The sequence below is a fragment of the Bacillus sp. NP157 genome (assembly GCA_018889975.1).
In the GTDB taxonomy this organism is placed as follows: Bacteria; Pseudomonadota; Gammaproteobacteria; order Xanthomonadales; family Rhodanobacteraceae; genus Luteibacter.
This window is the reverse complement of record CP076546.1, coordinates 3812837-3837265: the sequence shown is the minus strand read 5'-3', so window position 1 is coordinate 3837265 and position 24429 is coordinate 3812837. Positions and strand designations below refer to the sequence as shown.

General features: G+C 64.4%; 20 protein-coding genes. 12 read left to right on the top strand and 8 right to left on the bottom strand.

Annotation, left to right across the window (positions count from 1 at the left end; translation table 11 throughout):
• Positions 1–531 carry a type II toxin-antitoxin system VapC family toxin gene (locus KPL74_17555; protein ID QWT19540.1) on the top strand — a complete coding sequence of 177 codons (531 nt, stop codon included), beginning with the start codon at positions 1–3 and terminating at the stop codon, positions 529–531.
• Here the strand turns inward: KPL74_17555 and mnmE are convergent.
• From mnmE to rpmH, 4 genes are all read right to left on the bottom strand, one after another.
• Positions 506–1828, bottom strand: a complete 1323-nt coding sequence (gene mnmE / locus KPL74_17550; GenBank protein ID QWT22637.1) for a tRNA uridine-5-carboxymethylaminomethyl(34) synthesis GTPase MnmE — start codon at positions 1826–1828, stop codon at positions 506–508. The genes KPL74_17555 and mnmE overlap by 26 nt on opposite strands.
• Before the next feature lie 25 nt (positions 1829–1853).
• Positions 1854–3548 (bottom strand): membrane protein insertase YidC, encoded by a 1695-nt coding sequence (yidC, locus tag KPL74_17545; GenBank protein ID QWT19539.1) that lies wholly within the window; start codon positions 3546–3548, stop codon positions 1854–1856.
• A 62-nt stretch (positions 3549–3610) separates the two neighbouring features.
• Positions 3611–3991, bottom strand: coding sequence for a ribonuclease P protein component (gene rnpA, locus KPL74_17540; GenBank protein QWT19538.1), 381 nt, complete (start codon positions 3989–3991; stop codon positions 3611–3613).
• Between the two features lie 14 nt (positions 3992–4005).
• Positions 4006–4140, bottom strand: coding sequence for a 50S ribosomal protein L34 (gene rpmH / locus KPL74_17535; protein ID QWT19537.1), 135 nt, complete (start codon positions 4138–4140; stop codon positions 4006–4008).
• Positions 4141–4335: 195 nt separating this feature from the next.
• Between rpmH and dnaA the strand changes: the two genes are divergently transcribed.
• The 9 genes from dnaA to KPL74_17490 all read left to right on the top strand — a co-directional run bounded on the left by dnaA (position 4336) and on the right by KPL74_17490 (position 14792).
• A complete protein-coding gene (dnaA, locus tag KPL74_17530) occupies positions 4336–5706 on the top strand; it encodes a chromosomal replication initiator protein DnaA (protein ID QWT19536.1) in 1371 nt (456 codons plus the stop codon).
• 214 nt (positions 5707–5920) lie between these two features.
• The gene (dnaN, locus tag KPL74_17525) at positions 5921–7021 is read left to right on the top strand and encodes a DNA polymerase III subunit beta (protein QWT19535.1); all 1101 of its coding nucleotides are present in this window, start codon (positions 5921–5923) and stop codon (positions 7019–7021) included.
• Positions 7022–7124: 103 nt separating this feature from the next.
• Positions 7125–8189, top strand: a complete 1065-nt coding sequence (gene recF / locus KPL74_17520) for a DNA replication/repair protein RecF (protein ID QWT19534.1) — start codon at positions 7125–7127, stop codon at positions 8187–8189.
• 67 nt (positions 8190–8256) lie between these two features.
• A complete protein-coding gene (gyrB, locus tag KPL74_17515; protein ID QWT19533.1) occupies positions 8257–10701 on the top strand; it encodes a DNA topoisomerase (ATP-hydrolyzing) subunit B in 2445 nt (814 codons plus the stop codon).
• Positions 10702–10991: 290 nt separating this feature from the next.
• A complete protein-coding gene (locus tag KPL74_17510; GenBank protein QWT19532.1) occupies positions 10992–12290 on the top strand; it encodes a hypothetical protein in 1299 nt (432 codons plus the stop codon).
• Positions 12291–12481: 191 nt separating this feature from the next.
• Positions 12482–13144 (top strand): energy transducer TonB, encoded by a 663-nt coding sequence (locus KPL74_17505; protein QWT19531.1) that lies wholly within the window; start codon positions 12482–12484, stop codon positions 13142–13144.
• A gap of 55 nt (positions 13145–13199) precedes the next feature.
• Positions 13200–13946, top strand: coding sequence for a MotA/TolQ/ExbB proton channel family protein (locus KPL74_17500; GenBank protein QWT19530.1), 747 nt, complete (start codon positions 13200–13202; stop codon positions 13944–13946).
• A gap of 19 nt (positions 13947–13965) precedes the next feature.
• Positions 13966–14379: a biopolymer transporter ExbD gene (locus KPL74_17495; protein ID QWT19529.1), complete on the top strand. Its 414-nt coding sequence runs from the start codon at positions 13966–13968 to the stop codon at positions 14377–14379.
• Positions 14380–14384: 5 nt separating this feature from the next.
• Entirely contained in the window at positions 14385–14792 is a 408-nt protein-coding gene (locus KPL74_17490; GenBank protein QWT19528.1) for a biopolymer transporter ExbD, read from the top strand.
• 159 nt (positions 14793–14951) lie between these two features.
• Here KPL74_17490 and KPL74_17485 read toward each other — a convergent pair whose 3' ends face one another.
• On the bottom strand, positions 14952–15659 hold the full coding sequence (locus KPL74_17485; protein ID QWT19527.1) for a pyridoxine 5'-phosphate synthase: 708 nt from the start codon (positions 15657–15659) through the stop codon (positions 14952–14954).
• Between the two features lie 177 nt (positions 15660–15836).
• A complete protein-coding gene (locus KPL74_17480) occupies positions 15837–16463 on the bottom strand; it encodes a 4'-phosphopantetheinyl transferase superfamily protein (GenBank protein ID QWT19526.1) in 627 nt (208 codons plus the stop codon).
• A 91-nt stretch (positions 16464–16554) separates the two neighbouring features.
• On the opposite strand from KPL74_17480, the gene KPL74_17475 reads away from it, so the two are divergent.
• Complete coding sequence (locus KPL74_17475) at positions 16555–20034, top strand: hybrid sensor histidine kinase/response regulator (GenBank protein QWT19525.1); 3480 nt, start codon at positions 16555–16557, stop codon at positions 20032–20034.
• Positions 20035–20169: 135 nt separating this feature from the next.
• Here KPL74_17475 and KPL74_17470 read toward each other — a convergent pair whose 3' ends face one another.
• Positions 20170–20832, bottom strand: a complete 663-nt coding sequence (locus KPL74_17470; GenBank protein ID QWT19524.1) for a response regulator transcription factor — start codon at positions 20830–20832, stop codon at positions 20170–20172.
• Complete coding sequence (gene acs, locus KPL74_17465; GenBank protein ID QWT19523.1) at positions 20829–22769, bottom strand: acetate--CoA ligase; 1941 nt, start codon at positions 22767–22769, stop codon at positions 20829–20831. The genes KPL74_17470 and acs overlap by 4 nt, the downstream gene beginning before the upstream one ends.
• A 171-nt stretch (positions 22770–22940) precedes the next feature.
• Here acs and KPL74_17460 point away from each other — a divergent pair, with 171 nt between their 5' ends.
• Positions 22941–24422, top strand: a complete 1482-nt coding sequence (locus KPL74_17460; protein QWT19522.1) for a hypothetical protein — start codon at positions 22941–22943, stop codon at positions 24420–24422.
• Positions 24423–24429: the final 7 nt, after the last annotated feature.

Here is a 24429-nt window from a genome sequence, read left to right as displayed (position 1 = left end):
ATGATTATCCTCGATACGAACATCATCTCCGAACTGGGCAAACAATCGCCCGATCGCGCCGTGGCGACGTGGTTCGGCGGATTAACTGACGACGATGTTTTCCTTACGTCAATCACCAGGGCTGAAGCTCTTGTGGGTCTCTTCTGCTTGCCGGACGGAAGCCGACGACGTGAGTTGGAAGCGTCGACGTTCAAGCTGCTCGACGAGACCTTCGGTGCGAAGACGTTGGTATTCGACCAATGGTCCGCTCACCATTACGCAATGATCCTTGCCGAACGTAAGGTGAGGGGCCGGCCGATACATCCATGCGACGCGATGATCGCGGCCATTGCGCGCTCTCGGGGTGCTGCGCTTGCAACCCGCGACGTCAGGGATTTCGATGGATGCGGGCTTGATCTCATCAACCCGTTCGATCTCTCAGGTACGTGGAGACGAACCGTTTCCGAGCCAGTGCAACGATATTGCTATCGAGGCTTTCGTCGCATCGACGAACAGTGCTCGACGGTCACTTCCCAATACAGAACGAACTAAAAATAGCCCCTAGCAAATCGTCGGACGAATAAGCGCCCGTGATTTCCCCAAGCGCCTGCTGTGCGTGCCGGAGTTCTTCCGCAGCCAGTTCACCCGCGTGTGATCCATGCAATGCATCCGCGGTGGTCGCCAGGTGCGCCTGCACTTGTTCGAGTGCGACGACATGACGGCGACGTGCACTGAATGCGCCATCACCCGCACCGGCGGTGGCCAGGTCGCGAAGCATGGTTCGCAGTGCATCGAGACCATCGCCCGTGCGTGCAGACAACCACAGTGTCTCGTGACCGACCGCGGCTTCACGATGCGCGGGCGTTGCGCCCAGGTCGATCTTGTTGACCACGACGATACGCGCCGCATGGGCGGGCGTTCCTTCGAAGAAGCCGAGGTCCTGCGACGCATGCTGTTCGTCGGTGACCAGGATCGCGACATCGCAACGCTCGAGCTGCGCACGCGCGCGACGGATGCCTTCGCGTTCGACGATGTCGTCCGATTCGCGCAAGCCTGCCGTGTCGGCAAGTTCGAGTGATACGCCGTCGATGCGAATCGCCTCGCGCAGGACATCGCGTGTCGTGCCGGCGATGTCGGTGACGATGGCGCGCTCGGCGCCGGCCAGCGCATTCAGCAGGCTCGACTTGCCAGCGTTGGGCCGCCCGACGATCGCAACAGTGATGCCGTCATTGAGACGCACGCCGCGGCGCGTTTCCACCAGCAAGGCATCGAGGTTCGTGCGCAGCGACGCGAGCTGCTCACCGATGACTGGATCGGCGAGGAAATCGATTTCTTCTTCGGGGAAGTCGATGGCGGCTTCGATGTGCACGCGCAACGCGATCATCTCCGCGAGCAGGTCATCCACGCGCGCCGAGAACACGCCTTCCATCGAACGCAGCGCGGCCCGGGCACTTGCTTCGGACGTAGCGCTGACGACGTCGGCCACGGCCTCCGCCTGGGCGAGGTCGAGCTTGCCGTTGAGGAATGCGCGCTCGGTGAATTCGCCGGGTCGGGCAAGCCGTGCACCCAGGTCGATGCAGCGGCGAAGCAGGGCGTCGAGCAACACCGCGCTGCCGTGGCCCTGGAGTTCCAGGGTGTGCTCGCCGGTGAAAGAGGCCGGCCCGGGAAAGAACAACAGCAGGCCGCGATCGATCAGGTCGCCATGCGCATCGCGGAAGGCAGCGAAGTGTGCGTGGCGTGGCTTCGGCGTGCGGCCGAGCATCGTTTCGGCGATCGCCGGTGCCAGCGGGCCAGAAATGCGAACGGCACCGACACCGGCCGCGCCGGCGCCGGTGGCGATGGCCGCGATGGTGTCGGTGCCGTGGCTCACGGGGTTATGCCGTGCGAGCCTTTTCGTGCTGCTGGTCGACACTGCGATTGATCCACCACTGCTGGAGCAGGCTGGTCGCACCGTTGACGGTCCAGTACAGCACGAGGCCAGACGGGAAGAAGGCGAAGAACACGCCGAAGATCAGCGGCATCACCTTCATCATCTTGGCCTGGGTCGGATCCATGCCCGCCGTCGGCATCATCCGCTGGGTGAGCAGGGTGACCAGGAAGTAGAGCACCGGCAGCACATAGAAGGGATCCGGCGCCGAGAGGTCATGGATCCAGCCGAAGAACGGCGCGTGGCGCAGTTCGATGGATTCCGACAGCACGCGGAGCAGGCCGATGAAGATCGGGAAGGTGATCAGGATGGGCAGGCAACCCGCCATCGGATTCACCTTCTCCTTCTTGTACAGCTCCATCATCGCCTGCTGCATCTTCATGCGGTCGTCGCCGTAACGCTCCTTCAGGGCCTGGACGCGCGGCTGGAGCTTGCGCATGCGGGCACCCGAACGGAACTGGGCGTCGGTCAACTTGAACAGGGCGGCCTTGATCAGCAGCACCAGCAGGATGATGGCCACGCCCCAGTTACCGCTGATGGCGTGCAGCTGCGACAGCAGCCAGTGGAGCGGGGTGGCGATGATGGTCAGCCAGCCGTAGTTCGCGGTCAGGTCGAGGCCCGGCGCGATCGCGTCGAGCGTGCCCTGCAGGCGCGGACCGACATAAAGGCGGGCGACACTGTCGGCGGCCTGGCCCGGGGCGACCGGGATCGCCGGCCCGAAGGCGCGCACGAGATAGCGCGGCGTGGCCGAATTCGGATCGACGATGTTGGTGCTGTAGGTCACGGCCTGGTCGGCCGGCGGAATCCACGCGACCAGGAAGTAGTGCTGCAGCATGCTCGCCCAGCCGCCGGTGATCGGGCGGTTGAGCGGCTTCTTCTGGAAGTCGGCGAAGTTCAGCGTTTCGAACTTGGAATCCGGGCTGTACCAGCCGGCGCCGAGGAAGCTGTGCTGGGCCGGGTCGGTGTACGACTTGAACCAGCTGGCCTTCTCGGCCGGTGCGCGCTGCAGCTGCTGGTAGGCGTTGCCGGTCCAGGTGGCCTGCGAACCGTTTTCGATGCGCTGGTCGAGGTCGACCACGTAGTCCATGCGCTTGAGCGTGTAGCGCTTGGTCACCTTCACGCCCGACGGGTCGGACCAGGTGAGGTCGAGGCTGACCGACTTCTCGCCGTTGGCCATCACCACCTGGGTCTTCTCGGCGTGGAACAGCGCGCGATGGTCCGGCGCCGCGCCGTTATTGCTGACCAGGCCGTCCTGCGCGGCGAAGAAGGTCTTCGCGTCGTCGTCGAGGAGGCGCGCCGGCGGCGGCGTCGGATTGTTCCGGGTCACCGGCTGGTTCGGGTAATAAAGGAGTTCCGAACGGACGACGCTGCCACCGCGCGTATCGATGGTCAGGCGCAGTACGTCGTTCTGCAGGGTGACCAGCTCGGCCTTGCCGGCAGGAGCGGCCGCGGAATCGGACGGGACGTTCGCCGGGCCGGTGGCACCGGGGACACTGCCGTCGGCGGCGGGCTTGCCGTCGACCTGGGCTGCCGGTGTGGCCTGGGCAGGCGGCTTGGGACCGTAGTCCTGCTCCCACTGCGTCCACAGCACATACGCCACGAACATGAGCGCGAAGAAGAGGAGCGTGCGCGTTTGATTCATCAGCTTGAGCCAGATCCGTTAGGCGCCGCGGCGGTTGGCCGGGCAGGCGGGCGGTAAAGAAGTCAACGCGCGATTGTGCCGTCGGCACCCTCTCGCTTCAACGGCTTGATGCGGCGGAGCAGGGCGTCGAGTTCGGCCAGCAGGTCGGCACCGTCGACCTGGACCGCGCTATCGCGGGCCATGACGAGGATGTCGACGGGCGGCAGGTCGGGACGGGCGCGACGAAACGCCTCACGCGCGAGGCGCTTGATCCGGTTGCGATCGACCGCGCGCTTGGAACACCGCTTCGAGATCGCCAGGCCGAGCCGGGCGGTACTTTCGTCGTTGTTTCCGAAACGCAAAAGAAAACAGCGGCCGCCGAGGCGACCGCTGACAGTTCGCAGGGCTGCGAAGTCGGCGGCGCGGCGTAGCCGCGCATCGCGCGGCAGGGCTGCGGCTCGCACGACCGTCGAACCGCTTACGGGATCAGGCGCTTGCGACCCTTCGCGCGGCGCGCGTTCAGGATCTTGCGGCCGTCGGCCGTGGCCATCCGGGCGCGGAAGCCGTGCGTACGGGCGCGCTTGAGCTTGCTGGGCTGGAAAGTACGCTTCATGGCGCTTACATCCGGGTGAAGATAGAAAAAGGCCCAGAAGTATGCGGGACATTCCCGAAGGATGTCAACCGGTTGGGCAGGGGACTACGCGGCGTGCCGGGCGGCACCGGTCCGGAGGGTGGGGCGGAACGCTGGTAGACTTCATCGTCCACCCCGCGCGCAAGCGCCCCTTCACGCTGTGGCAAAGAATACCCGATGAGTGATCTCTGGAGGCGCTGTCTCGAGCGTCTTGATGGCGAATTGAGCTCCGAAGACGTCCATACCTGGCTCATGCCCTTGCAGGCCAGGGAAGACGGCACGGGCTTGTACCTGTATGCGCCAAACCCTTATTCGCTCGACACGGTGCGGCAGCAGTTCCTGGTGCGGATCGAAGCCATCATCGAGCACCTGGCCGGGCATCCCCTGCCCGTCCGCCTCGAAGTGGGTTCGCATGGCGCGCGCCCGGCACCGGCACGCCCGGCGTCGTCGATCGCTGCGAGCGCGCCCGCTCCTGCTCCGTCCACGGCACCGGCCCGCACGTACGAGCCCACGCCCGAGCCCGTGCACGTCCATAACCTGGATCCGCACTACACCTTCGAAACGTTCGTCGAAGGCAAGTCCAACCAGCTCGGCAAGGCCGCGGCCATGCAGGTGGCGATGAATCCCGGCCGCGCCTATAACCCGCTGCTGCTTTACGGCGGCACCGGCCTGGGCAAGACCCATCTCATGCATGCGGCCGGAAACCTGCTGTTGCAGAACAATCCCGAAGCGAAGGTGCTTTACCTGCGTTCGGAGCAGTTCGTCAGCGGCATGGTCAAGGCCCTGCAGCAAAAGAACATGGATGACTTCAAGCGTCGCTTCCGTTCGGTGGATGCGCTGCTGATCGACGACATCCAGTTCTTCGCCGGCAAGGACACCACGCAGGAGGAGTTCTTCCACACCTTCAATGCGCTGTTCGAAGCCAAGCAGCAGATCATCCTGACCTGCGACCGCTATCCGAAGGAGCTGGACAAGCTCGAGCCGCGGCTGAAGTCGCGCCTGGGCTGGGGTCTTTCCGTGGCCATCGAGCCGCCGGACTTCGAGACGCGCGCGGCCATCCTGCTGTCCAAGGCGGCGGACAAGGACATGGGATTGTCCGAGGACGTGGCCATGCTGCTGGCCAAGCGGATCCGTTCCAACGTGCGCGACCTGGAAGGCGCGCTCAATACGCTGGCGGCGCGAGCTAACTTCTACCGGCGTTCGATCACCACGGACTTCGCCGAGGAAACCCTGCGCGACCTGCTTAATACGCATGCGCAGGCGGTCACGGTGCCGAACATCCAGAAGACGGTGGCCGACTACTACCAGGTTCGCCTGTCCGACCTGCTCTCCAAGCGCCGTGTGCGCTCCCTGGCGCGCCCGCGGCAGGTCGCCATGGCCCTGTCCAAGGAATTGACCGAGCACAGCCTGCCGGAGATCGGTGAGGCGTTCGGTGGCCGCGACCACACGACGGTGCTCCATGCGTGCCGGACCATCCGCGGTTTCTGCGAAAAGGACGTGCGTATGCGCCAGGACTGGGAACAGTTGATTCGTATCTTGACGGGCTGAGAACCTGTGGATAATAGGTGGATGAACTGAGGACGGTTTTGACCCTCGAAGTTATCCACAGATCACCCACACGAAACCGTCGTTGGAAGTCAGTCGATATCAAGCAATAACATGCTGAAAAGTAAGATGAAATCGGACTTTTCAAGATATCAACAGGCCTAACAACAACCACTATATAAATCTTAAAAACATTAAAAGCAGGAGTAGGGGACGCATGCAATTCAGCATCCAGAGGGAAGTACTGCTAAAACCCCTGCAGCAAGTCGTGGGCGTTGTCGAACGCCGCCAGACGCTGCCGGTGCTGGCCAACCTCCTCGTGCGTGCCTCCGGTAGCGAAGTTTCGTTCACCGGCACGGACCTCGAAGTCGAGATGGTGGCGACCACCGCCGCCGATGCCGTGCAGGAAGGCGAAATCACCATTCCGGCGCGCAAGCTGTTCGACATCGTTCGCGCACTGCCCGACGGTGCGAAGATCGACGTCAAGCTCAACAGCGATCGCATCGCGCTGAATGCCGGTCGCAGCCGTTTCACGCTGGCGACGCTGCCGGCGGGTGAGTTCCCGACCATCGATGAAATCGAGCTGGTCGAGCGGGTAACGCTGCCGGAAGATGTTCTGCGCGACCTGATGGAGCGCACGGCCTTCGCGATGGCGAACCAGGATGTGCGCTACTACCTCAACGGCATGCTGCTGGACCTGCAGGAACACACGCTGCGCTGCGTGGCGACCGACGGCCATCGCCTGGCCCTGAAGGAAACGCGCCTGGAAAGCTCCGTCTCCGCACGTCGCCAGATCATCATTCCCCGCAAGGGCGTGAATGAGCTGATCGGCCTGTTCGAATCGGGCGAGGGCACCGTCGAGCTCGAATTCGGTCGCAACCACCTGCGTGTCCGCCGTGGCGGCGTGCAGTTCACGTCGAAGCTGATCGATGGCCGTTTCCCGGATTACGAAGCGGTGATCCCGCTCGGCGCCGACAAGACCGCCACGATCGAGCGCGATGTGCTGCGCAGTGCCCTGCAACGCGCGGCCATTCTGTCGAACGAGAAATACCGCGGCGTGAAGCTCGAGCTGCAGCCGGGCCACATCAAGATCGTGGCGCACAACCCGGAGCAGGAAGAAGCCCAGGAAGAAGTCGAAGCCGAGACCTCGGTCAGCGACCTCGCGGTGGGTTTCAACGTGGGCTACCTGCTGGACGCACTCGGTGCGCTGCGCGGTGAGAAGGTCCGCCTCAACCTGCGCGATGCCCAGTCCAGCTGCCTGTTGCAGGAAGAGGGCAACGACGAAGCGCGCCACGTGGTGATGCCGCTTCGCCTCTGACCGGGTGACAAGGTAAAGTTCGGCCCACGACGCCGGGGATGTCTTCGACACCCCGGCGTTGTTCGTTTTGGCACGGGTAAGGGCGGGAATGAAGTTCGAGTCGTTGCGGATCGCCGGTTTGCGTTGCCTTGAAGCGGTATCCCTGGTGCCTGCGCCAGGCATCAACGTATTCGTGGGTGACAACGGGGCGGGTAAGACCAGCATCCTGGAAGCCGCGTTTCTGCTTTCCCACGGCCGCTCATTCCGCGCCGGCTCGCGAGACGTGCTGCTCAAGCGCGGCTCGAACAGCCTGTCGGTGTTCGCCGAAGTGAATTCCGGCCATGACCAGACCCGCCGGCTTGGACTGGGACGCGAAGGCAGTCGTTGGCAGGCGAGGGTGGATGGCGACGCCGTATCGCTGGGTGCCCTGGTTCAGGAGTGCGCCGTCGTCTGCTTCGAACCGGGTTCGCACGACCTGATCGCCGGTGCGTCCGAAGAACGTCGCCAGTTCCTCGATTGGGGTTTGTTCCACGTGGAACATGGTTTCGTGAATCAGTGGCGGCGCTACCAGCGCGCCCTGAAACAGCGGAACGCCTTACTAAGAGGCGGACCACCGCTGGATCCTGGTCTCATTGAGCCCTGGGAATCGGAACTGGCCAGCTCAGGCGAGGCGCTTTCCGCCTACCGGGCGGGCTACCTCGACCGACTCGTGCCACATATCCAGGCCTTCATGGCCAATATGCTGCCGGAACTCGGCACCTTCGCCCTGCGCTACAAGCCGGGTTGGGACGAATCCACCGACCTGGCAACGACCCTCGTCGAACGGCGGGGTCGCGACCTGGGGCGTGGACACACCACGGCTGGCCCCCACCGGGCGGACTTCACGATTGCGTTCGAACAGGCACCGCTGCGGGAACACCTGTCCCGCGGACAGGAAAAGCTCTGCGCACTCGCCTGCCTCCTGGGCCAAGCTGCCCTGCACGCGGAAATCCGCGGCGAGTGGCCCGTGGTCTGCCTGGACGACCTTGCATCGGAGCTGGATCGCACCCATCAAGAGTGGGTAGTCGCCCAGCTTCTGGGTCGCGATGTCCAGGTACTGGTGACCGGTACCGAGGTTCCGCAAGCCCTTTCCTCCCAACCAGCCACTGTGTTCCACGTGGAACAGGGTGGGGTGACAGCTTTGCTATAATCGACCGACTGACCTGGCGCCGCGCTTGCGGGCCGGGGCTGCCACCTGCGTTATCACCAGGCCTCGCATGAACGAACCTCTCGATCCGACCAACTCGAACGCCTACGACTCCGGCAGCATCAAGGTCCTCAAGGGCCTGGACGCCGTGCGCAAGCGCCCTGGCATGTACATCGGTGACACGGACGATGGCACCGGCCTGCATCACATGGTTTTCGAGGTCGTCGACAACGCGATCGATGAAGCGCTGGCCGGCTACTGCGACTACGTCACCGTAGTCATCCAACAAGACGGTTCGGTCAGCGTGGCCGACAACGGCCGCGGCATCCCGGTCGAGGTTCACCCGGAGGAGGGCATCTCGACCGCCGAGGTGGTCATGACCGTGCTCCACGCGGGCGGCAAGTTCGATGCGAACTCCTACAAAGTCTCGGGCGGCCTGCACGGCGTTGGCGTTTCCGTGGTCAACGCGCTCAGCGAGAAGCTCTGGCTGACCATCTGGCGCGATGGCAAGGAATACCGCCAGACCTACGCCCACGGCGAGCCGCAGGCTCCCATCGAAGCCTTTGCCGACAGCACCCGTCGCGGCACGATGGTTCGCTTCCTGCCCAGCCCCGCGACGTTCACCAACAACATCGAGTTCCACTACGACATCCTCGCGAAGCGTCTGCGCGAGCTGGCGTTCCTGAACTCGGGCGTCACCATCGAGCTGGTCGATGAGCGCAACGATCGCAAGGACATCTTCGCGTACGAGGGCGGCATCAAGTCCTTCGTCCAGCACCTGGCCCAGCTGAAGACCGCGCTGCACCCCAATGTCGTGAGCTTCAGCGCCGAAACCGGCGATGGCATCACGGTCGAAGTGGCCATGCAGTGGACCGACGCCTACCAGGAGACGATGTTCTGCTTCACCAACAACATCCCCCAGCGTGACGGCGGTACCCACCTCACCGGCTTCCGCGCCGCGCTGACGCGTACGCTGCAGAACTACGTCGAGAAGGAAGGCATCGCCAAGAACGCGAAGGTCGGCCTGTCCGGCGATGACATGCGTGAAGGCATGATCGCCGTGCTCTCGGTGAAGGTGCCCGATCCGAAGTTTTCGTCGCAGACCAAGGACAAGCTGGTTTCCAGCGAAGTGAAGACCGCGGTCGAGCAGGTCGTGAACGACAAGCTGGCCGAGTTCCTGCTCGAGCATCCGGCCGAGGCCAAGGCCATCGCTTCCAAGGCGGTGGATGCCGCGCGTGCCCGCGAGGCCGCCCGCAAAGCCCGTGAAATGACCCGTCGCAAGGGCGCGCTGGATATCGCCGGCCTGCCGGGCAAGCTGGCCGACTGCCAGGAGAAGGATCCGGCCCTGTCCGAACTGTTCCTGGTCGAGGGTGACTCCGCAGGTGGCTCGGCCAAGCAGGGCCGCAATCGCCGGACGCAGGCCGTGCTGCCGTTGAAGGGTAAGATCCTCAACGTGGAGAAGGCGCGCTTCGACAAGATGATCGCCTCCGCCGAAGTCGGCACGCTGATCACCGCGCTGGGCACGGGCATCGGTAAGGACGAGTACAACCCGGACAAGCTCCGCTACCACCGCATCATCATCATGACCGATGCGGACGTGGACGGATCCCACATCCGCACGCTGCTGCTGACCTTCTTCTACCGCCAGATGCCCGAGCTGATCGAGCGTGGCCACGTCTACATCGGCCTGCCGCCGCTGTACAAGGTGAAGCAGGGCAAGCAGGAGCTCTACATCAAGGACGACGGCGTCCTGAACGACTTCCTGATCTCCAGCGCCGTGGACAACGCGTCGCTGCAGCCCGAAGACGGCGCCCCCGGTATCGGCGGCGAAGCGCTCGAGAAGCTGCTGCGCGACTACCAGGCCGCGCTGGACCAGATCGATCGCATGACCCACCGCTTCGACACTGCGGTGCTCAACGCGATGATCGAGCACACCCCGCTGCAGGAAGGCTTCTGGGCCGACGCCGCGTCGATGCAGGGCTGGCTGGATGGCCTGGCCCGTCGCCTCAGCGCCAGTGGCCTGGGCAAGCCGACCTACGCGCTGCGCTTCCGCCCGGCGCTGAACGAGCAGGGCGCTGCCGTCGAAGTCGAGCGCATGCAGCACGGCCTCAGCCACACCTGGATCATGCCGCAGGCGTTCTTCAACGGCGTCGATTACCGCGCGATCAACGGCATCGCGACGCAGATCGCCGAGCTCAGCCTCAAGCCGGGTGCGGTCGTCCGTCGCGGCAATGGCTCGCGTGGCGTCGTGAGCTTCGCGGAAGTGCGCAACTGGCTGCTCGACGAAGCGAAGAAGGGCCGCACGATCCAGCGCTTCAAGGGCCTGGGCGAAATGAACCCGGAGCAGCTGTGGGAAACCACGGTGAACCCGGAAACGCGGCGCATGCTCCAGGTCGGCATCGAAGATGCGGTGGCCGCCGACCAGATGTTCTCGATGCTGATGGGCGAGGCCGTGGAGCCGCGCCGCGACTTCATCGAGTCCAACGCGCTGAAGGTCGCCAACCTCGATATCTGACGATCGTCGTCAGCCTCGCAGGATCACGCGGCTCACACGCCCGACTGTCGCAAGATGGCCGGGCGTTTTTTTTACCCACCGTTCGCCGCCGTAGGGTGGATGTAAAAGCCGATTTCAAGGGCCAGAAATCACCCTAAATCGGTCAGTACAAACATTCTTCTAACAAGTCATTGTTTTGGTTATTCTTTTTTATCGCACTGCGACTTGTTCTTAGGAATCGAATCAGGGTAACCTCTGTAGTCCCCCGGAGCACCTCCGTGTGCGACGACTCCTTAAACCGAGGTCAGTCAATGAAACAGGGTTCCTTCATCAAGATGGCGCTCGCTACCGCGATCGCACTTTCTCTTGCCAGCGGCGCCGTCATCGCGCGTGACACCGCTCCCAAGGACAAGAAAGAAGCGCTGTACCCGAACGCCACTCGCCAGGAACCCAAGCTCGACCTGAAGAGTGAGAAGGACCAGAAGGCCATCAACGACGGCCTCGACGCTGCGAATAACGGCGACAAGGACAAGGCGACCCAGCTGCTGACCCCGCTGGCCGATGGTTCGGGCACGAGCAGCAAGTACGCGCAGGCGCTCGCCCTCCAGGGCCTGGCCAACATGAAGTACAACGACGGCGACGTGAAGGGCGCCATCGTGCAGCTCAAGCAGGCGCTGGACATCGGCGTGCTGCCGAACGACACCTACTTCCAGCTGCAGTACATGCTTGCCCAGTTCCAGGTTGCCGATGAGCAGTACGCCCCGGCCCTGCAGACGCTGCAGTCGTGGCGCGCGGAAGGCAAGAAGGAAACCGCCGATTCGTACGGCCTCGAAGGCAACATCGATTACCGCCTCGAGAAGTACCCGGAAGCCATCGCTGCGCTGACCAAGGCGAAGTCGATGCCGGACGCGAAGCCGCAGGCGTCGTGGGACCAGATCCTCATGGCCAGCTATTCGGAAACCGGCCAGGGCGACAAGGCGGCCTCGATGGCGGCTGACGAACTGCAGAAGAACCCGAACGACGCGACGGCGCTGAACAACGCGACGTCCGCCCTGATCCAGGCGCAGAAGTATCCGGAAGCCATCGCGCTTCTCGAGAAGGCCCAGGCGGCCGGCGCGATCAAGGACGAAAAGCAGTACATCAATTTCGCCAAGGTCTACCTGATCGACGGCCAGGACAACGAAGCCCGCCAGAAGACCAACGCCCAGAAGGCGACCGCGGTCCTCCAGGACGGCATGACCAAGGGCGTGGTCAAGCCCAGCGCCGAAACGTACATGCTCATGGGCGACGCGGCGATCACCGCGGACAACATGTCGGCCGCGGCCGATGCGTACTCCAAGGCCGCGGGCCTCGCCACCAATGGCGAGCCGGCGCTCAAGGCAGCACGCGTGCAGCTCCAGGAAAACAAATACGCCGCCGCTGAAAAGCTGGCGACGGACGCCATCAGCAAGGGCGTGCAGCATAAGGGCCAGGCCTATATGGTGCGCGCGGAAGCCAAGCGTGGTCAGAAGAACAAGCAGGGTGCCGTTGCGGACATGAAGCTCGCAGCACAAGACCCTGAGACGTCTGCCAAGGCCAATGCCTGGTTGAAAACCGCAGGTAACCAGTAAGCCTTGTAAAGTGCCAGAAGGGGGCTTGCAGGCATGCCCGCGAACTTCCCTTCAGGTGCTATACAAACGCTATATGCTGGTGTAACTTGCTTCTTTTCCGCTTGCAGAAACGTACGTTCAGGCAGTGTCATTTGCCGGGCGTCGGGAAGCAGCGGGCTCACTTCCGCTTGATTAGCTCTTGATAGTGACTGATGGCCTCAAGTAACGAATCAACCGGCCAAGCGCCGTTCAGTTGGGGGCGCACCAGTGCATTGGCAGTAGCCATTGCGCTGCACTCGTTCGCATTCCTCGTCTTGGTCGCGCCCATGGCGCCGCCGAAGACTGCGGAAAAGCAGAAAGATAAGGTCGTGCAGGTCGACTTCATCGAGCCGCCGCCGCCCCCGCCCCCTCCCCCGCCGCCGCCGCCGGAGCCCCCAAAGCAACCGCCGCCGAAGATCATCCAGCAGGTGAAGCCGCCTCCGACACCTCCGCCGCCGGCACCGCCGCCGCCGGCTGTCGAGGAAGCGAGCTCGAATCCTGTCCCGGCTCCGCCGCCGGCGCCTCCCGCGCCGCCTGCACCGCCGTCGGATATCGCGCCGAGCGAAAATCTGTCGTACCGTCAGCGCAACCCGCCAAAGTACCCGCCGCAGGCGGTTCGCCAACGGCATGAAGGTACGGTGGTACTTCTGGTCCTCGTGGCTGTCGACGGCACACCGAAAGACATCCAGATCGACCAGTCGAGCGGTTTCCGCGAACTGGACAAGGCAGCGCAGGATGCGGCCAGGAACTGGCGATTCAACCCGGGCAAGCGAGGCGGTGCGGCCGTCGAAGGCTATGCACGTGTCCCCGTTACGTTCAACCTAAACCAGCTGTAAGCCCCCACGGCTTATAACTTTTTAAGTTCACGCTTGACTTCCCAAGGGTAGCGTTATGTTGCAAGACACCTCCGCTCAGCCTGCTCCGGCAGGTAACTCCAATGCCGACGCCCTCAAGCAGATGGGCTTCGACCACCTTATCCACAACTTCGATGCACTCGGTTGGATCGTGTTCGTGGTGCTGGTCGCGATGTCCGTGCTCTCGTGGTACTTCATCGTCGCCAACTTCATCCGTAACAGCATGGTGCGTTCGCGCGCCGACAAGGTGATGCAGGGCTTCTGGAACACCGCGTCGACCCAGGAAGCCATTCGCATGCTCGAAGAGCAGCCGAAGGGCGAACCGTTCTCGAAGATCGCGCTCGATGCCGCTTCGGCCGTTGCGCATCACCAGCAGGCTGCTGGTGGTCGTCTCGCCGAGTCGCTGTCGCGTTCGGAATTCATCGACCGCGCACTGCGCCAGGCCGTGGCTCGCGAGAGCCTGCGTCTGGAAGGTGGCCTGACCCTGCTCGCCACGGTCGGTTCGTCGGCACCGTTCATCGGTCTGCTTGGTACCGTGTGGGGCATCTACCACGCCCTGATCGGTATCGCAGCGTCGGGTTCGGCTTCGATGGATAAGGTCGCTGGCCCGGTGGGTGAAGCTCTGATCATGACCGCGTTCGGTCTGTTCACCGCTATCCCGGCCGTGCTTGCGTACAACTTCTTCATGCGCTCGAACCGCCTGACCTACGCCCAGTTCGACGAATTCGCGCATGACCTGCACGACTTCTTCGCCACCGGCGCCCGTGTCGAAGGCACGAAGTAATCGCTAGAGGAATTGACCCATGGCTATGAGCAGCGGGGGCAACTCCGGTGGGCCGATGTCAGAAATCAACGTCACGCCGCTCGTCGACGTGATGCTGGTTCTGCTGATCATCTTCATGATCACGGCACCGCTGATGTCCCATAAGGTCCAGATCGATCTGCCGAAGGCTAATCCGAACGTTAAGGATGACACCCCGGTGGAACCGATGGATCTCGCGGTCAAGCCGGACGGTACGTACTTCCTCAATGACGGCGAAGTCAGCGAGGCTGAACTGAAGGCCCAGTTTGCGGTTGCGGCGGCCAAGTCGCCGCAGCCGGAACTCCAGATCCGTGCCGATCGCACCACCGAGTACAAGGTGGTGAAGAAGATCCTTGGCGATGCCAAGGACGCCGGCATGGTCCACGTCGGCTTCATGTCGACTGGTAAGGAGTAAGGACGATGGCATTCAGCTCAGGTAATTCCGGTGGCCCGATGTCGGACATCAACGTCACGCCGCTCGTCGACGTGATGCTGGTGCTCCTGATCATCTTCATGATCACGGCTCCGATGCTGTCGCATAAGATCAAGATCGATCTTCCGCAGCCGAATCCGAACATCGTCCAGCCAGAAACGCCGCCGGATCCCGTCCGGCTGCAGATCCGCCAGGATGGTTCGCTGTACTGGAACGATACGCCGGTTGACGAGTTGGGCCTCCGCGCCCAGATCGCGGTGATCGCCCAGCAGAGCAACCAGCCGGAACTGCAGATCGACGCGGATGACGCGGTTCAGTACGAGGTCGTGGCTCGCGTGCTTTCCGACGCGAAGGGCCAGGGCCTGACCAAGATCGGTTTCGTCAACGCGCAGTAACCGATCGGTCTGTCCGGTAAAACCAAAAACCCCGCCGATTGGCGGGGTTTTTTTATGGGCGATGGTGCGGCTGCGCCGCCGTGTTTTGGGGTCGCGCGCAGGCGCGCTCCTACAAGGCAGCCGCACCCCTGTAGGAGCGCGCCTGCGCGCGATCCCAGATCACGACAGAATCTCCAGATACCCCCGCACCGTATTCGCCAACCCCTGGTAAAGCGCCTCCCCAATCAACGCATGCCCAATCGACACCTCGGCTAACCCAGGAATCGCCGACTTGAACGTCCCCAGGTTCGCCTGGCTAAGATCATGCCCCGCGTTCACCGCGAGCCCGGCCTTCTGCGCACGCCGCGCCGTCTCCGCGAACGAAGCCAGCTCGACCCGCGCATCGCCATCATGGAATGCCTGCGCATACGGCCCGGTATAAAGCTCGATGCGCTGGATCCCGATCGCCACCGCGTCGGCAAAACCTTCCGCGCCGGCATCGACGAACACGCTCACCCGGCAGCCGATCTCGCGAAACGCGGCAACCACGGGCTTCAGCGTCTCGATGTCCTTGGTGAGGTCGAAACCGTGGTCCGAGGTGATCTGCCCGTCGCCATCCGGCACCAGGGTGACCTGGGTCGGCTTTACCTCGCGACACAGTTCGATCAGGCTGGGATACGCGCCGCGGGCGCCTGCGAAGGGGTTGCCTTCGATGTTGTATTCGACCCGTCCACGCAGGAGTCCGGCGAGGGTCCGCACGTCGGCCGGCGTCACGTGGCGCATGTCCGGGCGCGGATGCACGGTCAGGCCGCCACAGCCTGCATCGATGCAGGTATTGGCCGCGGTCGCGATATCGGGTTCGGTGCCGCCACGCGAGTTGCGCAGCACGGCGATCTTGTTGAGGTTGACGCTTAGTAGGGTCATCGACTGTCCGTAAAAAAACGCACGCCGCAAAACGCGACGTGCGCAATGACTGTCGTCCCAGCATAACGCGCCACATCCCTGTGGCGCACTCCACGGCTCACACACACACGCCAAGTAAGACACGCCCCGGAGGGGAAAGGTTCAAAGCGGATATGTGAAGACGCGGACGCTGCGCGACGCACCCCGCCAGGCCACCGAAGCGACCAGGCCCTCGCCCAGGCCGAGGCGGTGGATCTGCCAGGCACTGGCCGGCCCGACGTCCCCGTCGAAGGCGGACGCTGCCAGGCCGCCCGCCGCCGTGGGGGCGAACTCAACCCGGTGCAGACCGTACGACAGGCCGCCGCCATGGGCCTTCAGCACGGCTTCCTTCACCGTCCACAGGCTCAGGAATCCGGCCAGCACGTCGTCCCCTGCGAGGCTGCGTAGCCATGCGGTCTCACCGGGCGCGAAGAATCGCGACGCCAGTTCCAGCGCGCGGGCACGCGGGCGCACCCGCTCCACGTCGACGCCAACCTGGAAGGCCGGTGTGCCCCGGCCCACGGCAAACAGCGCCGTGTCCTGGCTGTGCGTCCAGCTGAAACCCAGGCTCCCGGCATCGCCCGGGAAATGCGGCTTGCCGTGCTCCCCACGCGCCACCGCAGGCGCATCCGGCCCGGCATAGCCCGCGAGCAAGTCGTGGATCATCGGCGCACTCGCGGCATCCGTGGCCCACGGCAACTGCCAGACGTGGATCTCGGTATCGGTCAGCGCGGGAACGTTAAAGGCCATCCGCCCATGCTAGCCCGAATGGCCCCATCCGGGCCCGCGGTCGCACGCGCGCTGGGTAGAATGGCCCGGTGACATCCAGGGACCCACATCCGTGATCGCAGGCTGGCTTCTGTTGCTGGTAGCGCTGCTGTACGTCGGCCTGTTGTTCGGGATCGCGTACCTCGGCGACCGCCGGCCGCTCTACCCCCGCCAGCCGCGCCTGCGCCCGGTGGTCTACAGCCTCGCGCTGGCGGTCTACTGCTCGTCGTGGACCTTCTACGGCGCCGTCGGCACGGCCGCGCGCTCGGGCCTTGCCTACCTGCCGATCTACCTGGGCCCGCTGCTGCTGTTCGTCTTCGGTTTCGGCTTGCTGCAGCGGCTGGTCCTCGTCGCGCGCGAGCGCAACATCACCTCCATCGCCGACTTCATCGCCGCGCGCTTCGGCAAGTCGCATGGCCTCGCCGCGCTGGTGGCGATCATCGCCGTCGTCGCGATCATTCCGTACATCGCCCTGCAGTTCAAAGCGGTGGCGATGTCGTTCAACGTGCTCGGCGAGGGATCGAACTGGTGGTTCGGCGACACCGCGCTGTGGTGTGCCGCCCTCCTCGCCGTGTTCGCGATCCTGTTCGGCACGCGCAACATCGACGCGACGGAACATCACCACGGCATGATGCTGGCGATCGCCGTCGAATCGCTGGTCAAGCTGCTCGCCTTCGTCGGCATTGCGCTTTACGCCTACCTGCACGGACCGGGGCTGGTCGAGACACTGCGCGCGCCGGTGATGCAGGTCGAACAAGGCAGCATGCCGCCAGGCTTCGTCGCGCAAACCCTGCTCGCGTTCTGCGCCATGTTCTGCCTGCCGCGCCAGTTCCAGATCGGCGTCGTGGAATGCGAAGACCCACGCGACCTGCGTCGTGCGCGCTGGCTGTTCCCGGCCTACATGGTGGTGATCTCGCTCGGCGTCCTGCCGATCGTCAGTGCCGGCCTGGGCCTGCCCTCGGTAACCCAGGGACATGTCGACGCCTGGGTGCTCAATCTTCCCCTCGCACTCGGCAGCAAGGGCATGGCCCTGCTCGCCTTCGTGGGTGGATTCTCCGCCGCCACCGGCATGGTCATCGTCGCCGCCGTCGCGCTGGCGACGATGATCAGCAACGACCTGGTGATGCCGGCGTTGCTACGCATCCGCAGCCTGCGCCTCGAGCAGCGCGGCGACCTCTCGCACATGGTGTTGCTGATCCGCCGCATCGCGATCGTCGGCCTCGCCGCGATGGCCTACGTGTATTACCGGATCATCGCCGGCGCGGAAAACCTTGCTGCGACCGGCCTGCTCTCGTTCGCCGCCGTGGCACAGTTCGCACCCGCGATTGTGTCCGCGCTGTACTGGCGTGGCGCGAGTCGCGTCGGTGTGTATGTCGGCCTGCTCGCCGGCTTCGCCACGTGGGCATACACCTTGCTGCTTCCCGCGATGATTCGCGCCGGCTGGTTGTCGAGCGCGATCATGCAGGATGGCCCGTTCGGCTTCGCCTGGTTGCGACCGACCGAACTGTTCCATCTTTCCGGCTGGGAAGCGGTCACGCACGGCACCTTCTGGTCCTTGCTCGCGAACGTCGGCTGCCTGGTCTTCATATCGCTGCGCTTTCGTCCCAGTGTTGCCGAACGCCTGCATGCGGCGCTGTTCGTCGACCCCTTCGTACGCAGCGTCAGCGGTGCGGGTGACTGGCGTGGCCGCGTCACCGTGCGCGACCTCGGTACCATCGCCGGGCGCATCGTCGGCGACCGGGTCACCCAGCGCGCGTTCCACGAGTACGGCCAGCGCCACGGCATCACGCTGTCGCCGACCGACGCGGCCGATCGTCCGCTGATCCAGTTCACCGAGCGCCTGTTGGCCAGCGCGGTCGGTGCCGCCAGCGCGCGGCGCATGTTGATGGGAGCCCTCTCCGGCACGGGCCTGGATATCGCCGAAGCCATGGCGTTGATGGACGAAGCGTCGCAGGAACTTCGCTTCAATCGCGAGCTGCTCTCCACGACCCTGGAGAACGTGTCGCAAGGCATCAGCGTGGTCGATGGCGACATGCGCCTCGTCGCTTGGAATCGACGCTACCTCGAGCTGTTCGATTATCCGGAAGGCATGGTTTACGTCGGCTTGCCGGTGGCGGACCTGATCCGCTGGAACGCCGAGCATGGCGAGTGTGGTCCCGGCGAGGTCGACGAGCACGTCGCGAAACGCATTCGCTACATGCGCGCGGGTTCGCCGCATCTGTTCCAGCGCGTGCGTCCCGATGGCACGGTAATTGAAATGCGCGGTCGCGCGCTGCCGGGCGGTGGCTTCGTGACGACGTTCACCGACGTCACGGCTTACAAGCACGCGGAGCTCGCGTTGATCGATGCGAACGAAACGCTCGAACAACGCGTCACCGATCGCACGGCGGAGCTGTCCGAAGCACTCGATGCGACGGCGATCGCACGCCGCGAAGCGGAGGCCGCCAACGCATCGAAGACGCGCTTCCTTGCGGCGGCGAGCCATGACTTGTTGCAGCCGCTGAATGCGGCACGCCTGTTCACCTCCGCGCTGCGACAGCATCCTGGCCTCGATGGCGAAGCGGCGCAGCTTGCCGAGCGTATCGACGCGTCGTTCCGTGCCGCGGAAGACTTGCTCGATGCACTGCTCGATGTATCGCGACTGGATGCGGGTAGCTATCGACCCGAGATCGCACCGTTCGCGCTTGCGGATCTGTTCGACTCGTTGCGTCAACAGTTCGCGGTCGTCGCCGAACAGCGTGGCCTCACGTTGCGCGTCATTCCCACGACGCTTGCCGTACGCTCGGATGCGCAGCTGATGCGTCGCATCGTCGCCAACTTCCTGTCCAATGCATTGCGATACACCCGCTCGGGCGGCGTCGTGCTCGGCGTGCGTCGCGATGGCAAGGATGTGCGCATCGAAGTGTGGGATAGCGGCCCCGGCATCGCGGCCGAACAACAGGCGCGGATCTTCGGCGAGTTCCAGCGAATCGACCGGCCTTCGCCGTGGGGTGAAAAAGGCCTCGGCCTGGGCCTCTCCATCTGCGATCGACTTTCCGGCATCCTTGGCCACCGGCTCGGGCTACGCTCGCGGGTTGGCCATGGCAGCGCGTTCAGCATCACCGTACCGCGTGCCGAACCGACGGCACGCAAACGCACGGCGACCGTCGCCAGGCCCGGCGGTGAACAACTGCCGTTGACGGTGCTTTGCCTGGATAACGACGAGAGCATCCTCGACGGGATGAAGGCCTTGCTAGGTCGATGGGGCGTGGACTGTCGTGTCGCGCTCGATGTCGACGCGGCGCTGGCTATCCTGCGCGAAACGCATGTCGACCTGATCCTTGCCGACTACCACCTCGGTGAAAGCCTGGACGGACTCGCCGCGCTGCAGATGATCGGCGAGCAGGTGTCACCGATGCCGCCGGCGGCGATGGTTACCGCGGACGGCAGCACGGAGCTGAAACAGCGGGCACGCGAGATGGGCTATCCGCTGTTGCATAAGCCGGTGAAGCCGGCAGCGCTACGCGCGATGCTTGTCGCGTTGGCGAAACGCACCGGTACCCACGCCGCCTGATACCACGCCGGCTCCCTGTAGGAGCGCGCCTGCGCGCGAAGGGTTCTTGTAGGGACGTTTATTTATTGCGTGATTGTGGAAAAAGATTACAAGGTTGAACCGGCGCGCAAGAAGCATTCGCGCGCAGGCGCGCTCCTACTCGGTGGTGCCGGGGAACGCTTCTTTCTCGACATCCAGATGCGACGCCGCGAGCGCAACCTGCGTGCGGTTCGACACTCCCAGCTTGCGCATGATCGCCGTCATATGCGCCTTCACCGTGGCCTCGGAAACCCCAAGGTCGTAAGCGATCTGCTTGTTGAGCAACCCTTCGGCGATCATGTTCAGCACGCGGAACTGCTGCGGCGTGAGCGAGGCGACGCGCGCGGCGACATCGGCTTCGTCCGGCTTCAGCTCCACCGTCCCGCCCATCAGCTGGTGCGGTAGCCACACGTCGCCATCGAGCACGGTACGCACGGCCTGGACGATGTCGTCCACGGCGGCCGACTTCGGGATGTACGCCGACGCACCGTGCGCGAGCGCGCGGCGTGCCACCTGCGCTTCTTCATGCCCGGAGACCACGATGGTCGGCAAACCCGGGTACTGCCCGCGGATGTGGGCGAGCGCGGAATAGCCGCGCGCGCCCGGCATGTGCAGGTCCATCAACAGCAGGTCGGCGTCCGGCAGCGACTCGATAAGCGAGAACAACGCCGGCACGCTGTCGGCCGTATGCACAGTGGCATCCGGAAGCGCCGCCAGAACCGCACGCTGCAAGGCGTCGCGGAATAGCGGATGGTCATCGGCGATCAGTACATCGCTCACTTGATCAGTCTTTCTTCCACCAGGTTCTTCACCACGCCCGGATCGGCCAGCGTGGACACGTCACCGAGCTGGTCGGGTGCGTTCTCGGCGATCTTGCGCAGGATGCGGCGCATGATCTTGCCCGAACGCGTCTTCGGCAGGCCCGGCGCCCACTGCAGGTAATCCGGTGCGGCGATCGGCCCGATCTCCTTGCGCACGCCGGCGATCAGCTCTTTCTTCAGCTCGTCGCTACCCGTTTCGCCCGCATTGAGCGTCACGAAGGCATAGATGCCCTGTCCCTTGATGTCGTGGTGGCAGCCGACCACGGCGGCCTCGGCGACCTTGGGATGCGCCACCAGCGCGCTCTCCACTTCCGCCGTGCCGATGCGGTGGCCGGAGACGTTGATCACGTCGTCCACGCGGCCGGTGATCCAGTAGTAACCGTCTTCGTCGCGGCGCGCGCCGTCGCCGGTGAAGTAGTTGCCCGGGTACGCCTTGAAATAGGTATCGACGAAGCGCTGGTGGTCGCCGTACACCGTGCGCATCTGGCCCGGCCACGAATCGGTGATGACCAGGTTGCCGCTGCACGCACCGTCCTGGACCTTGCCTTCGGCATCGACGATGGCCGGCTTGATGCCGAAGAACGGCAGCGTCGCCGAGCCGGGCTTCAGGTCGATCGCGCCAGGCAACGGCGTGATAAGGAAGCCGCCGGTTTCGGTCTGCCACCAGGTGTCGACGATCGGGCAGCGCTCTTCGCCCACCACCCGGTAATACCAGTTCCAGGCTTCGGGATTGATCGGCTCGCCGACCGTGCCGAGGATCCGCAAGCTCTTGCGGGAGGTCTTCTGCACCGGCGCGTCGCCCTCGCGCATCAGGGCGCGGATCGCCGTGGGCGCGGTGTAGAACAGGGTCACCTTGTGCTTGTCGACGACCTGCCAGAAGCGGCTGAAATCGGGATAGTTCGGCACACCGTCGAACATCACCACGGTGGAGCCGTTCGCCAGCGGCCCGTACACCACGTAGCTGTGGCCGGTGATCCAGCCCACGTCGGCCGTGCACCAGTAGATGTCGTCTTCGCGCAGGTCGAAGGCCAGTTCATGGGTGAGGCTGGTGTAGACCAGGTAGCCGCCACTGGTGTGCAGCACGCCCTTGGGCAAGCCGGTGGAGCCGGAGGTGTACAGGGTGAACAGCGGGTCTTCCGCGTTCATCGGCTCGGCCGGGCACTCGCTGGACTGCCCTTCCATCAGCGTGTGGTACCAGCGGTCGCGTGGCGACTGGAAGGCGATGGCGCCGCCGGTGCGGCGGACCACGATCACGGTCTCCACGCTGTTGGTGTTCGGCCGGGTCAGCGACTCGTCGACGTTGGCCTTCAGCGGGATCTTCTTGCCGCCGCGGCAGCCTTCGTCCGCGGTGACCACGAGCTTGGCCTTCGAATCGGCGATGCGGCTGGCCAGCGAATCCGGCGAGAAGCCGCCGAACACCACCGAATGGATCGCACCGATGCGGGCGCAGGCCAGCATGGCCACGGCAGCCTCGGGGATCATCGGCAGGTAGATCACCACGCGGTCGCCCTTGACCACGCCCAGGTTCTTCAGCGTGTTGGAGAACTGGCAGACCTCGGCGTGCAGCTGGCGATAGGTCAGGCTGCGCGACTCGTTGGGGTCGTCGCCCTCGAAGATGATGGCGGTCTTGTCGCCACGCGTCGCCAGGTGCCGGTCCAGGCAGTTGGCGGCCACGTTGAGCTGGCCGTCCTCGAACCAGCGGATGTGCAGGTCGTTGGGGTCGAAGGAGACGTCCTTGATCTTCGTCGGCGGCACGATCCAGTCGAGGCGCTCGCTCATGCCCTTCCAGAAGCCCTCCGGATCCTGGACGGACTGCGCGTACATGCGCTCGTAGTCGTCCTTGCGGATACGCGCCCTGGCGGCAAAGGCGGGATCAACCGGGTGGATCTCGGACATGCTGGCTCCTGCGTCGATACGTTCGTGGGGCGTGGGCACTGAGTGTAACGTCGCAGCGCAACACGCGGATGCGAACCCTTTACGACTTTGGTCGAGGTTCGACCTTTGGCGAATGGATGCGCTGACGCCCCTGTCACATGCTCGGCGTGCCAAGGGTTGGGGAGACCACTGATGAAGACCACGCATTCCGGTGGCCGCAAGGCCATCGCCTTCAGCGTTGCCTGCGCGCTCATGCTGCCGATGGCAGCGATGCCGGACCTCGCACACGCGCAGTCGGCCAAGTCGAAAAAGACCACGAGTCGCGAGGCGCAGCTCGAGCAACGGGTGAACCAGCTGGAAGAACAGCTGGCCGAACTGAAAGCGATGATCCAGGAGCAGAAGACCGCGACCACCGAGGCGGCGAGCACGGCCCAGGCCGCGCAGACCCAGGCCCAGGCCACCGACGAGAAGGTCACCAAGGTCGAGAAGACCGTGGCCGCCGTGCCGGCCAAGCCGAGCTTCACCACCGGCACCACGCCGGGCGTATCGCTTGCCCTGCACGGGTTCATCAACGTCAGCGGCTTCAAGCAGGACGGCAACTACCAGTACGGCAACGGCCAGAATGCGGAATACCCGTTGCCCGGCTCGGCCGGCAAGGCCAATTCGATCACCGGCGTGGACGTGCGTAACACGCGCTTCTGGCTGGACTTCACCGGGGCGAGGTTCAACGAGAACTGGACCGGCTCCGGTCGCCTCGAGATGGACTTCTTCGGCGGCTTCAACGGCACCGGCGCCTACGCGGGCTCGCAGCCGGAACAGCGCCTGCGCCAGGCCTACATGGACATCAGCAACGTCGACTCGGGCACCACCTTCCGCATCGGCCAGATGTGGCAGCTGCTGTTCCCGCTCGATTACGTACCGCAGTCGCTGTCGCACATCGCCTTCCCGCTGGGTTACGGCACCGGCCTGATCGGCTGGCGCTACCCGGGCATCACCTGGATGCAGGACCTCAACAAGGGCTCCGAGAGCAGCGTGAAGTGGCGCTTCGACCTGGGTGCCTACGAGGGCAGCTGGAACGGCCCGGGTGCGACCACCAACTACCTCACCGCCGGCAACGCGGGCTTCAAGCCACAGATCCAGGCACGCCTCACGGCGAAGGGCAAGGACTGGCAGGTCTTCCTCGCCGGCCACTACAGCCGCGTGGACCTGCATGGTGTCGACGGCAACACCGTCACGCCGATCAAGGGCAACATCAAGAGCACCGCCGTGGAACTGGGCGGCATGTGGATGCCCGGCAACTTCATCGTCAAGGGCGCCCTCTACACCGGCAACGCGATCGGCCAGCTGTTCGGCGACCTCTCTCAGTTCGGCGACATCAAGGACAAGGGCTACTGGGCCCAGGTCGGCTACAAGTTCGACAAGCACTGGACGCTTTACGCGTTCGCTTCCGAGAGCAAGCCGAACGAAGGCGACGTGCTGGCCTGGCGCGCGGCGAACACCGCGGGCCTGCTGAAGAACCGCCAGCAGGCGCTGAGCCTGCAGTACAGCACGGGGCCGTTCGACTTCAGCGGCGAACTGATCCATTCCAAACTCAACTCGACGACGACCAATGGCCTCGGCCGCCAGACGGACACCGGCAACGAGTACACCCTCAACGCGATGTACAAGTTCTGACGGAGAG